The sequence below is a fragment of the Rhodococcus sp. KRD162 genome (assembly GCF_017168335.1).
Lineage (GTDB): Bacteria > Actinomycetota > Actinomycetes > Mycobacteriales > Mycobacteriaceae > Rhodococcoides.
In genome coordinates this window covers 720,787-731,979 of record NZ_JABFAU010000003.1, presented here as the reverse complement: position 1 = coordinate 731,979, position 11,193 = coordinate 720,787, and the positions used below count along the sequence as shown (strand labels likewise).

Below are 11,193 nucleotides of genomic sequence, written 5' to 3'. Positions count from 1 at the left end.
ATCCGAGTCGAATCAGAAGGCGGGCCACGGTATCGGTCTGCTCGAGCGCGGCTCGGGCATGACCGGTCGTGCGATCAATTCCTGTGCCCGGTCGAGAACTGCCACCGTTTCGGCGAGAGTGATCTTGTCCACCAGGCGCGGAGCGGTGACCGCATCGAAAGTGTCGACGAACCGAACGACATCGGTCATCAAGGCGTCGTCCACCGCTTGGCCGGCCCAGCCCCACAGCACCGTGCGCAACTTGTTCTCGGAGTGCAGACAGATGCCGTGATCGACTCCGTAGACGTATCCGTCGAGACCTTCGAGCGCATGGCCACCCTTCCGATCGGCATTGTTGAGGATCACGTCGAGCACCGCCATCCGCTGCAGACGCGGATCGTCGGCGTGGATCAACGCAATTTCCTCTCCGTCGCCGTCGTACGCCTGCAACACCGGAATCCACCCCCGTGGAACGAGATCCGGACGACAGATGTCCACGAGATCGACGCGTCCCTCGGCGTGATCATCGGGCGTGTCGATCCACTTCTGCACCATGCCGGGGCCGAACGGCCCGTCCCGCAGAATTGTCGGGGGAATCACGCCCCAGCCCAGCGCCTCGGAAATCTCGTACGACGCCACCTCCCGTCCAGCGAGAGTGCCGTCGGGAAAGTCCCAGAGCGGTACTTCACCGCGGACCGGTTTGTAGACGCACCGGACCGACGCCTCCCCCTCGCCTGCCTCGCAGACCAGTGTGGCGTTGCTGGCCGAAACCACTCGTCCGACGACGGTGAGATCGCCGGTCTCCATCGTTTCGCGGCCCTCGAACGGCGGAAGTTCGACGGTCAAGACTCGTCTACTTCGGTCACCGGACCGAACGTCGCACCGCGGCGGTAGCCATTGGTTCTGATACAGACGTGCCCTTCGGGGGCCAGGGGCTGGCCACACAACGGACACGGCGCGCGGCCCGCAGCGATCACCCGTTCGGACCGGACTGCGAACTCACGAGCCTGAACCGGAGTGAGAAAGACCCGAACAGCGTCGGGGCCTTCGTCTGTGTCATCGAGAACGACGGATTCGTCCACTTCCGCCTCGCTGACGGCCAACAACTCCACCACGACTGCGTTGGCGTCGGCGTCCCAGCCCAGGCCCATCGTGCCGACGCGGAACTCGGTGTCGATCGGAGTCAGCAGCGGACTGGTGTCGACGGTGTCGGTCTCCTCCGCAGGCACGTCGGCTCCGAACCGGCGGTGCACTTCTTCGAGCAGCAGACCCATCCGATCGGCCAGCACCTGCACCTGCTGCTTCTCCAGAGCGACCGATACCACTCGGGCGTCGTGCACCGCCTGCAGGAAGAACGTTCGGTCGCCCGGTTCACCTACGGTGCCGGCAACGAAACGATCAGGGGTGCGAAAAACGTGTATTGCGCGCGGCATTGCACCTCCTCACAACTCGAACAACTCCACGAAGCACATCGTCGAATCTTCATTATCGACCACAGATCGATCGCGGACTGTATTGCTTGCTCTCCAGCCTGCCATCGATCGGAATTTCGGCAGCGAAACTGCCGATCTAGCTACCTGCCCCGCCACCGACGACCGCGTCGGAAGAGTCCGCGGCCTCGGTTTCGGGAGGATTCGGATCCTCGGCTTTCGGGACGAATCCGGTCAGATCCGTCCCGGTGTCGTTGGTCCGCAGTACGAACGGCCGCGTCGAGGTGTACCGAACGACACTGATCGACGCGGGGTCGGCAACGATGCGCTGAAAGGAATCGAGGTGGGCACCCATCGCATCCGAGATCACCGATTTGATGACATCGCCATGTGAGCAGGCCACCCACAACACATCGCGGCCATGGTGGGCGGCAAGCCTGGCGTCGTGTTCCCGCACCGCCTGAACCGCCCGTTGCTGCACCGTAGCCAGACCCTCGCCGCCGGGGAACACCGCCGCCGACGGATGCTGCTGCACCACTTTCCACAGCGGCTCGGTCGACAGTTCCTTGATGGTCCGGCCCGTCCACTGCCCGTAGTCGACCTCGACCAGACGCTCCTCGACGATCGGCGCCAGCCCGAGCTGGGCTGCCAGCGGCTCCACGGTCTGCTCGCATCGCAGCAGCGGCGACCGCACGATCTCGGCAATCGGAAGGTCGCCGAGCCGATCCGCGACGGCCTGCGCCTGTTCACGTCCGCGCTCGTCGAGCGCGATCCCTTCACCGCGCCCCGCCAGAGTGCCTGCGGTGTTCGATGTCGAACGACCGTGACGAAGCAGAATGACTGTCATTGCTCCGAGCCTAACCAGACCTGCGTCAGGTGGCGGATACGACCCCGCCGGCCAGCAATCCGAGCACCACGACGCCCAGAGCAATGCGGTAACCGACGAACCAGTACAGCGAGTGATTCGTGACGAACTTCAACAGCCAGGCGATCGAGGCATAACCCAAGCCGAAGGCAATGACGGTGGCCACCAGCAATTGCGCCCCGGACGCCGCGAGGCCTGAGCCGACCGGCTCGAAGGCGTCGGGAAGCGAGAACAGACCGGATGCGGTGACTGCCGGGATGGCCAGCAGGAACGAAAAACGCACCGCTGCTTCACGCTCGAGCCCGAGGAACAGCCCGGCGCTGGTCGTCGCGCCCGAGCGGGACACCCCGGGAACCAAGGCCAAGCACTGCGCCAGACCCATGACGATGCCGTCGCGGGTGGTCAGCTTCTCGATCGGCCGTGCTTTGCGGCCGACCTTCTCCGCGATCGCGATGACGATCGCAAAGGCGATCAGCATGAACGCGATGAGATACAGATTGCGCGCACCCGTCCGGATCTGATCCTTGAACAGCAGACCGAGGACACCGATGGGAATGGTGGCGATGATCACATACCACCCCATTCGGTAGTCGAGACCGCGCTCGTCCTTCCTCGTCAGGCCGATGAACCAGGCCTTGACGATTCTGACGATGTCGCGCCAGAAGAACAGCAGCACAGCAGCTTCGGTACCGAGCTGGGTCACCGCGGTGAACGAGGCACCGGCATCTTCGTTCCAGAACACCCCGGAGACGATGCGCAGATGGCCGGACGAGGAAATGGGCAGAAACTCGGTCAATCCCTGCACGGCACCGAGCACGATCGCCTGCAGCCAGGTCATGTCGATCATGCGGCACTCCGGCCGGACATCGCGAGGGCTGGACTGTTCACGACTGATGCACGGGCGACGGCCCGCACTCTGCATTGGCGATTCACGGCATGACCGTACCCGGCGCGGCAGGTTCACACACGACGACGTAGCGCACTACTGTGCACTGGCGGCAGTGCAGTTCGACACCGACGACCAAGCGTAAAAGGACATTCGGCATATATGAAGCAGAGATCGGTCGGCACCAGCGGGCTTCGAGTCTCCAGACTCGGCCTGGGCACCCTCGGATGGGGTAGCGGAACCGACGGTGACGACGCCGCCGCACAGTTGTCCGCGTTCGCCGAGGCAGGCGGAACCCTCGTCGACACCTCACCCGCGTACGGGGACGGGCGCGCGCAACGGGTTCTCGCGGAGTTGCTCGACGACGTGGTCCCCCGCCACGAGCTGGTGATCAGCAGCGCAGCGGGTCTGAGCGCGCACTACGGCCGGTATCAGGTCGACTGTTCCCGACGGGGACTACTCGGTCAGCTGGACGCGACCCTGCGTGAACTCGGCACCGACTATCTCGATCTGTGGCAGGTCGCTGCCTGGGATCCGATGACGCCCGTCGACGAGATCGCAGCCACTCTCGACTATGCGGTGACCAGTGGACGGGTCCGATACACGGGTGCTCGTGGCTACCTCGGCTGGCAGCTGGCGACGGCCGCAGGCGCTGCAGGCACCGGGCACATCGTCGCCACGCAGGCGGAGTATTCGCTGCTGGCACGCGGGATCGAAGACGAACTGATCCCTGCTGCGCATCACCACGGCATAGGTGTACTCGCCGCAGTGCCCCTCGCCGGCGGGGTGTTGACGGGTAAGTATCGCAACGGAATACCCGCCGACTCCCGCGGTGCCGACGAGCTGCACGCCGAGTCCGTGCTCGCCTATCTGACCGATTCCGCCGTCAGCATCGTCGACGCCGCCGTGACCGCTGCCGATGGGCTCGCCACCTCACCGTTGGTGGTTGCTCTCGCGTGGGCTCGGGATCGGCCGGGCGTGAGCAGCGCAATCGTGGGAGCTCGCGACCTCGCTCAGCTGATGGGCGCATTGATGGCCGAGGAACTCGAGTTACCGTCGGCCATCACATCGGCCCTCGACGACGTCAGCGCCTAGATCGGTCGAGGAGCTCTTTCGTCGGTGTCAGAATCCCTCCAGGACGGAGTTGACCCGATTGAAGAAGGCACGCACTGCGGTGGTGTCCCGTTGTGATGCATCGGACAACTGCTGGGCATGAGCGACCGCATCACGCACGAGGCCGATGATGCTGCGTTCGTCCGTCAGATCGACTTCGGTGACCGATTGCTCGGCCACCGCCTCGATCTCCGATCGATCCGGTACCGGCGATCTCACGTCGGCCCGGTAGATCTCCACGTACAGGGTGCGCCCGTGCACTCGAAAAGCGAACGCCCGGCCGTCATCGGTCCGGCCGAAGCCATTCGGATGCGTTCCTGCGTTCACTTCCTCGACGACGAATTGCGTTTCCTCGGATTCCACGTCCACTCCCCGTTCGTGCGGCCGTAGCCAGCAGTTGCTCCACCCTCTCGCGCCCGATCCACGTCGAAAAAACACGCTACCGCTTCTCTCGGCGCGAGAGGACCTCGGTCGATTCGGACCGGCCGATTTCGCCGAGACCACGCACGCTGGTACAGATGTGGCAGCTAGAGAACAGGACAACGCCGTCACCGGGCAGCGTCACCAGAGGGAAGTAGGTTCGGTCCCATGCGAACATCGTCGGCTCGTACGGCCCGAGCGGCAGTTGCGTCCGCGCTCGCCGTCGTCATCGTATTGTCGGTGAGCGGGTGCTCGAGCGACGACGCACCCCAGGACGAAATATCCGTCGAGCCCTTGCCTGCTGCCCAGTCCCCGGTCACGTCCGTGACACCTGCAGGAACCGTCACCGAATTCGCGCCCGTGAACGCACTGACCTTCGATCCTGTCACCCGCACGCTGGTGGCACTGACCGACGGGTCGACAACGGTGAGCCTGCTCCGTGACGGCGACCCGGCCGATACGCGGGTGATCGACCTCGGCGCCACTGCGGCGTCTCTGGTCGCCGGGCGAGATTCGACCGTACTGATCCCCATGGACGGATCCGTCGCGAGACTCGACGTGGCCGATGGAAACCGCACCGATCTCGACGTCGATTCCAACGCCCTCTCGGCTGCCGATCTACCCGACGGCACCACCGCTGTCGGTGACGACAGCGGCAAGGTCCGCGTCTTCGGCGCGGACGGGCAGGTCGTCACCACGGTCTCTGGAGGTAGCGTCACCTCGGCAGATGCCCTGGCCAGCACACCGGACGGCGTCTCGGTTCTCGATCGTCGACAGACATCGGTCACCGATCTCGATCTCGATAACGGCACGCTCGGCGTCGCCCTCCGTGCAGGTGAAGGCGCAGCCGAGATGACCAGCGACGAATACGGTCGCCTGCTGGTCACCGATTCGACCGGGACCGAGCTACTCGTCTTCACCTCCCACGATCTGCTGATGCGGCAACGTTTTCCGGTCGGGTCACAACCCTGGGCAGTGGCCTACGATGAACAGTCCGGCGTCGTGTGGGTAACTCTGCCCGCCGTCAACGAGGTGGCCGGATACACACTCGACACCGGAATTCCGGTCGAGGTCGATCGGTTCGCTACTGTGCGGCAGCCGGATTCGGTGACCGTCGACGCCGACACCGGCGACCTGTACGTGGGATCGGCGACCGGAGACGGGCTACAACGGATCCCCGCTGCAGCCCGTTGACCATGGAGCGCAGACCGGGGAGCGCAGACCGAGGAGGCACGTGAGCGCGCAGGAGAATTCGAAGCCGGGGCGAGCGAAGATGCCCGTCGGCTGGGAGGTGTCGCCCGCTGACGACTGGGAGTACGTTCCGCTGCGGCTTCCGCCTGACGTCACTCGGGTGACGGCATCGATGAGGCTCGCGATTCAAGCAGAATTCGGCGGCTGGGAACTGTCGCGTGTTCGCCTCTACACCGACGGCAGCCGGCGAGTGCTGCTCAAGCGGAAGAAGAGCGCCCATCACATCCCGGAGCCCGGAATCTGACCTGCTCGCAGTACTGTTCGAGCGCAGAATGTTCGACGACCAGGATCGATCGGAAAGAAGACCGTGGGAGACCGTCTGTACCGCGCCCTGTTGCGCTTGATGTTCCTCGTACCACCGGAGCGGATTCATCACCTGGCGTTCGGGGTGCTCCGAGCCGTGGCTGCCGTCCCGCCGTTCCGCCGCCTGGCCGCCGCGATGTTCGTGGCCGACGACCCGCGGCTCCGGTCGACGGTGTTCGGTGTCGATTTTCCGGGTCCGCTCGGCCTTGCCGCCGGCTTCGACAAGAACGCGGACGGCATAGACGCCTGGGAGCCCATCGGGTTCGGATTCGCCGAGATCGGCACCGTGACGGCGCAGAGCCAACCAGGAAATCCCACGCCGCGCCTGTTTCGGTTGCCACTCGATCGCGCGATCGTCAATCGGATGGGCTTCAACAACCATGGTGCCGAGCATGCCGCGGAGCGGTTGCGTGGCAGGCGTACCCGCATACCGATCGGCGCGAATATCGGCAAGACCAAGACAGTCGAGCCTGCCGAGGCAGCTGCGGACTACACTGCCAGCGCCGAACTGCTCGGCCCTCTGGCGGATTTCGTGGTCGTGAATGTCAGCTCGCCCAATACTCCGGGGCTTCGTGACTTGCAGGCCGTCGAATCCTTGCGGCCGATTCTGGTCGCAGTACAGGAGGTGGTTTCGGTTCCGGTACTGGTCAAGATTGCTCCGGACCTGTCCGACGACGATATCGATGCCGTTGCCGATCTGGCCGTCGAACTCGGTCTCGCGGGCATCGTGGCCACCAATACGACGATCTCGCGGGACGGTCTGCGGACCGATGCGCAGTCGGTCGCCGCCCTCGGTGCCGGTGGCCTGTCCGGTGCGCCACTTGCCGACCGTTCGCTCGAGGTGCTGCGTCGTCTGTACCGCCGGGTGGGAACCGAGCTCGCGTTGATCTCGGTCGGGGGAATCGAGACCGAGGCACAGGCGTGGGAACGCATCACGGCAGGGGCGTCCCTGGTGCAGGGGTACACCGGTTTCATCTACGGCGGCCCGCTGTGGATCAGGAACATTCACCGGGGACTGTCGGCGCGGCTCGCCCGGAACGGCTTCGCCACGATCGCCGAGGCCGTGGGTTCGGCGAACAAAGCCTGACCGGCCCCATCTGTCGTGCGCCTTTTGCGTACCCAGAGGTACGCAAAAGGCGCACGACAGGGGTGGGTCAGGCTTCGTAGGTGCCCGTGATCACCGCACGGCCGATGGCATGCGAGAACAGATTGAAGCCGAGGTACGCGGGAGTGGCCGTCTCGTCCACTTCGAGACGTTCGACGTCCACTGCGTGAACCACGATGAAGTACCGGTGCGGTCCATGACCTTCCGGCGGAGCGGCACCGATGTAGCGGAACAGGCCCGCGTCGTTCTTCAGCGTCACCGCGGTACTGGGAACTCCGGTACCGCCGTCGTCACCTGCGCCCGAGACCAGCGAGGTCGTCTCCACCGGGATGTTCGCCACAGCCCAGTGCCAGAACCCCGATGCCGTCGGTGCGTCCGGGTCGTAGACGGTGACAGCGAAGCTCTTGGTGCCCTCGGGAAATCCCGACCAGGACAGCTGCGGAGAGGTGTCGTGACCACCGGCTCCCATGATCCCGCTGGCCTGCGCAGTGGCCAGAGCCTTGCCGTCCTCGACGTCCTCGGACGTCAGCTCGAAGGATGGTAGATCTGGAAGCGAGTCGTATGGGTTGTACGCCACAGTGTTTCCTTTCGTCTCAGCTGTGCATCAAGAAGTGTTCCAGTACCTGTGTACCGAACTCCAACGACTCCACGGGTACTCGTTCGTCGATGCCGTGAAACAACGCCGCGAAATCGAGCTCCGGCGGGAGCTTCAGCGGAGCGAAACCGAAGCAGCGAATACCGATGCGGGCGAACGCTTTCGCATCGGTTCCTCCGGACAGCATGTAGGGAACGGTTCGACCGTTCGGATCGTGCGCCAGGACGGCCTCGTTCATCGCGTCGACGAGATCGCCGTCGAAGGTGGTTTCGTACGGCTCGAGTTTCGTGATCCACTCCCGCTCGACATCGGGGCCGATCAACTCGTCGACCTCCTTCTCGAATGCTGCCTGTCTACCGGGCAGCACCCGGCAATCCACCACCGCAGTGGCCGTCTGCGGGATCACGTTGGCCTTGTAGCCGGCGGAGAGCATCGTGGGGTTCGCTGTGTCTCGTAGGGTCGCTCCGACGATGCGGGCGATGCTTCCGAGCTTGAGCAGAGTGCCGTCGATGTCCGGCGACTCCGGGTCGAAATCGAGACCCGACTCCTCTGATACCGCGTGCAGGAACTGCGAGACGGACTCGGTGAGGACCAACGGAAACGTGTGATTGCCGAGCCTTGCGACGGCCTCGGCCAGGTAGGTCACGGCGTTGTCCTCGTGCAGAAACGACCCATGCCCTGCTCGCGCCTTCGCCGTGAGCCGCATCCAGGCCAGGCTCTTCTCCGCGGTCTCGACCATGTAGAGGCGTTTTTCGGTGCCGTCCGGGCGCGCAACGGTCAGCGAGAATCCGCCCACCTCGCCCACCGCCTCGGTGACCCCTTCGAACAGATCGGGTCGGTTCTCGACCAACCAGTGTGATCCGTACTTACCGCCTGCCTCCTCGTCGGCGAGGAACGCGAACAGAATGTCGCGGGGTGGGACGGTTCCGTTCGACTTGAACTGCCGAGCCAGCGCCAGCGCCATGCCCACCATGTCTTTCATGTCGACCGCGCCGCGGCCCCACACGTATCCGTCCTCGACGGCACCGGAGAACGGATGCACACTCCAGTCGGCGGGTTCGGCGGGGACGACGTCGAGGTGTCCGTGCACAAGCAGAGCGCCTCGGGCGGGGTCGGCACCGCGCAACCAGGCGAAGACATTGCCTCGGCCGGGTGCGCCGGACTCGACGTACTCGGTCTCGTAACCGACCTCCTCGAGTTTTCCGGCCACCCACTCGGCACATTCCTTCTCACCGACCGTGGTGTCGAGTTCTCCGGTGTTGGAGGTGTCGAACCGGATGAGGGAACTGACCAGGTCGACGACTTCGTCGAGAGCGACCGTTGGGTTCGGCTCGGTGCTGTTTCCGGGGTTGCTCACATCGTTGGGCACACCCTTGTTCCTACCATCCGAATCGGCCGCCGGCACTACTCGGCGATGGCCTCGCGCACCAACTGACGTGGGGATTTGGGTTATCGTGAACCCGTCGGATAATCTTACGCAGCGCACAGCGGCCGGCTGTGAGTGCGGGAACAGAACATGCGACAGTAGTTGCACTTGTCCGAGTGGCGGAATGGCAGACGCGCTAGCTTGAGGTGCTAGTGTCCTATTAACGGACGTGGGGGTTCAAGTCCCCCCTCGGACACCGTCTGAAAGTTACTGACAGACAAAGATTTTCACGGATCTGAGTTGAGACAGACGAAACGGACCCTGATTCTTCGGAATCGGGGTCTTTTTCGTTGGTTCGCTTCGACGGCTCGACCGGGCCGATGCTAGGAGACTGACGATGGACTCGATCGACCCCACCGAGCTCGAAACGTGCCTTCGGGTACTGAAGCAGGCCGCGGAACTGGACAAGAATCACCCTGATTCGATCGCCGTTCAGCGCGCCTCCGGTGCCATGTTCAAAGATCTCAAGCGTGCTCGACGCATCGCCGCGCGCAATGCCGTCAACGCCGCCGACCGTGCCGTCGTGGCTGCGACCGCAACGGGTTCACCGGACCGGATCGACGACGAGACGGCGGGGTTGTCGCTGACCTCTCGCGCCGAGGGCGAGATCGCAGGCACACTGATCAAGGCTCGCCCCTGCTACATCTGCAAGCAGCGGTACACCGATGTGGACGCGTTCTATCACCAGCTGTGCCCGCAGTGCGCCGCGCTCAACCGCGGTAAGCGCAATGCTCGCACCGACCTGTCGGGCCGACGCGCCCTGCTGACGGGAGGTCGCGCGAAGATCGGGATGTACATCGCACTTCGACTGCTCCGCGACGGTGCGCACACGACGATCACCACCCGATTCCCCAACGATGCGGTACGGCGATTCGCCGCCATGGACGACAGCGATCAGTGGCTGCATCGACTGCGTGTCGTCGGAATCGATCTGCGGGATCCGGCTCAGGTCGTGGCGCTGGCAGATTCGGTCGCAGCCGAGGGTCCGCTCGACATTCTGATCAACAACGCCGCGCAAACGGTCAAGCGCTCCCCCGGCTCCTACAGTGCACTGGCCGATGCCGAGACCGAACCCCTCCCCGCCGCTCTGACGGAAGGGGCGGGCCCCGAACGCATCACCTTCGGCAAGACCAGCGATGCCCACCCGGCATCCTTGGCGAGCTCCCTACCGACCACTGCCTTGGGCGGGCAACCTGCCGCCGCACTCAGCGCTCAGGACGTGGCCTCGCTCGCCATGGTCGCGGGTTCGGTCACGGCCGAGAGAATCGAGAGCGGCCTCGCGATCGACGCAGGCGGTCTGGTACCCGATCTTGCCGAGACGAACAGCTGGATCCACACCGTCGAGCAGGTCGATCCGGTCGAACTGCTCGAGGTACAACTGTGCAATTCCGTTGCTCCGTTCATCCTCGTCTCGCGTCTTCGCCCGGCGATGGAGGCCTCGAACGCTCGGCGCAAATACGTTGTCAATGTTTCGGCGATGGAAGGCCAGTTCGGCCGCGCGTACAAGGGGCCAGGACATCCACACACCAACATGGCCAAGGCCGCACTGAACATGCTCACACGAACCAGTGCGAAGGAAATGCTGGACAGCGGAATTCTGATGACTGCCGTCGACACCGGCTGGATCACCGACGAACGCCCGCATCCGACCAAGATGCGTCTGGCCGACGAGGGATTCCACGCCCCCCTCGACCTGGTGGACGGGGCGGCTCGGGTCTACGACCCGATCGTGCAAGGAGAACTCGGAACAGATCTGTACGGTGCCTTTCTCAAGGACTATCGACCGTCCCCGTGGTGAACCCGACGCGCGCCGGGAAGAA

The 11,193-nt window shown here is 64.4% G+C and carries 12 protein-coding genes and 1 tRNA gene; 6 read left to right on the top strand and 7 right to left on the bottom strand.

What is annotated here, in order from left to right; genetic code table 11:
- Positions 1 to 12: 12 nt before the first annotated feature.
- The 4 genes from J1M87_RS05930 to J1M87_RS05915 form a co-directional block, all read right to left on the bottom strand.
- Positions 13 to 786, bottom strand: a complete 774-nt coding sequence (locus tag J1M87_RS05930; protein WP_206488801.1) for an SCO1664 family protein — start codon at positions 784 to 786, stop codon at positions 13 to 15.
- A 35-nt stretch (positions 787 to 821) separates the two neighbouring features.
- Positions 822 to 1,412, bottom strand: coding sequence for a DUF3090 domain-containing protein (locus tag J1M87_RS05925; RefSeq protein WP_206488577.1), 591 nt, complete (start codon positions 1,410 to 1,412; stop codon positions 822 to 824).
- A gap of 136 nt (positions 1,413 to 1,548) precedes the next feature.
- Positions 1,549 to 2,256, bottom strand: a complete 708-nt coding sequence (locus J1M87_RS05920) for a histidine phosphatase family protein (protein WP_206488576.1) — start codon at positions 2,254 to 2,256, stop codon at positions 1,549 to 1,551.
- A 25-nt stretch (positions 2,257 to 2,281) separates the two neighbouring features.
- On the bottom strand, positions 2,282 to 3,112 hold the full coding sequence (locus J1M87_RS05915) for an undecaprenyl-diphosphate phosphatase (RefSeq protein ID WP_374222362.1): 831 nt from the start codon (positions 3,110 to 3,112) through the stop codon (positions 2,282 to 2,284).
- 210 nt (positions 3,113 to 3,322) lie between these two features.
- Between J1M87_RS05915 and J1M87_RS05910 the strand changes: the two genes are divergently transcribed.
- Complete coding sequence (locus J1M87_RS05910; protein ID WP_206488574.1) at positions 3,323 to 4,255, top strand: aldo/keto reductase; 933 nt, start codon at positions 3,323 to 3,325, stop codon at positions 4,253 to 4,255.
- 27 nt (positions 4,256 to 4,282) lie between these two features.
- Here the strand turns inward: J1M87_RS05910 and J1M87_RS05905 are convergent, their stop codons facing one another.
- Positions 4,283 to 4,636, bottom strand: a complete 354-nt coding sequence (locus J1M87_RS05905) for a hypothetical protein (protein WP_206488573.1) — start codon at positions 4,634 to 4,636, stop codon at positions 4,283 to 4,285.
- Between the two features lie 225 nt (positions 4,637 to 4,861).
- On the opposite strand from J1M87_RS05905, the gene J1M87_RS05900 reads away from it, so the two are divergent.
- The 3 genes from J1M87_RS05900 to J1M87_RS05890 all read left to right on the top strand — a co-directional run bounded on the left by J1M87_RS05900 (position 4,862) and on the right by J1M87_RS05890 (position 7,334).
- Positions 4,862 to 5,887: a YncE family protein gene (locus J1M87_RS05900; RefSeq protein ID WP_206488572.1), complete on the top strand. Its 1,026-nt coding sequence runs from the start codon at positions 4,862 to 4,864 to the stop codon at positions 5,885 to 5,887.
- A 79-nt stretch (positions 5,888 to 5,966) separates the two neighbouring features.
- Positions 5,967 to 6,188 (top strand): DUF5703 family protein, encoded by a 222-nt coding sequence (locus J1M87_RS05895; protein WP_206488800.1) that lies wholly within the window; start codon positions 5,967 to 5,969, stop codon positions 6,186 to 6,188.
- A gap of 75 nt (positions 6,189 to 6,263) precedes the next feature.
- The gene (locus J1M87_RS05890; protein WP_206488799.1) at positions 6,264 to 7,334 is read left to right on the top strand and encodes a quinone-dependent dihydroorotate dehydrogenase; all 1,071 of its coding nucleotides are present in this window, start codon (positions 6,264 to 6,266) and stop codon (positions 7,332 to 7,334) included.
- Between the two features lie 67 nt (positions 7,335 to 7,401).
- On the opposite strand, the gene J1M87_RS05885 is transcribed toward J1M87_RS05890, so the two are convergent.
- The gene (locus J1M87_RS05885) at positions 7,402 to 7,929 is read right to left on the bottom strand and encodes a YbhB/YbcL family Raf kinase inhibitor-like protein (protein WP_206488571.1); all 528 of its coding nucleotides are present in this window, start codon (positions 7,927 to 7,929) and stop codon (positions 7,402 to 7,404) included.
- Between the two features lie 16 nt (positions 7,930 to 7,945).
- Entirely contained in the window at positions 7,946 to 9,316 is a 1,371-nt protein-coding gene (locus J1M87_RS05880) for a M20/M25/M40 family metallo-hydrolase (protein ID WP_374222354.1), read from the bottom strand.
- A gap of 167 nt (positions 9,317 to 9,483) precedes the next feature.
- Between J1M87_RS05880 and J1M87_RS05875 the strand changes: the two genes are divergently transcribed.
- Positions 9,484 to 9,569, top strand: a tRNA-Leu gene (locus J1M87_RS05875).
- A gap of 141 nt (positions 9,570 to 9,710) precedes the next feature.
- Positions 9,711 to 11,171 (top strand): SDR family oxidoreductase, encoded by a 1,461-nt coding sequence (locus tag J1M87_RS05870; RefSeq protein ID WP_206488570.1) that lies wholly within the window; start codon positions 9,711 to 9,713, stop codon positions 11,169 to 11,171.
- Positions 11,172 to 11,193: the final 22 nt, after the last annotated feature.

What these genes read in the sequence shown, in the direction of transcription:
- J1M87_RS05930 (WP_206488801.1), bottom strand. Translation starts at nt 786, where the DNA reads ATGGAGACCGGCGATCTCACCGTCGTCGGACGAGTGGTTTCGGCCAGC.
- J1M87_RS05925 (WP_206488577.1), bottom strand. Translation starts at nt 1,412, where the DNA reads ATGCCGCGCGCAATACACGTTTTTCGCACCCCTGATCGTTTCGTTGCC.
- J1M87_RS05920 (WP_206488576.1), bottom strand. Translation starts at nt 2,256, where the DNA reads ATGACAGTCATTCTGCTTCGTCACGGTCGTTCGACATCGAACACCGCA.
- J1M87_RS05915 (WP_374222362.1), bottom strand. Translation starts at nt 3,112, where the DNA reads ATGACCTGGCTGCAGGCGATCGTGCTCGGTGCCGTGCAGGGATTGACC.
- J1M87_RS05910 (WP_206488574.1), top strand. Translation starts at nt 3,323, where the DNA reads ATGAAGCAGAGATCGGTCGGCACCAGCGGGCTTCGAGTCTCCAGACTC.
- J1M87_RS05900 (WP_206488572.1), top strand. Translation starts at nt 4,862, where the DNA reads ATGCGAACATCGTCGGCTCGTACGGCCCGAGCGGCAGTTGCGTCCGCG.
- J1M87_RS05895 (WP_206488800.1), top strand. Translation starts at nt 5,967, where the DNA reads ATGCCCGTCGGCTGGGAGGTGTCGCCCGCTGACGACTGGGAGTACGTT.
- J1M87_RS05870 (WP_206488570.1), top strand. Translation starts at nt 9,711, where the DNA reads ATGGACTCGATCGACCCCACCGAGCTCGAAACGTGCCTTCGGGTACTG.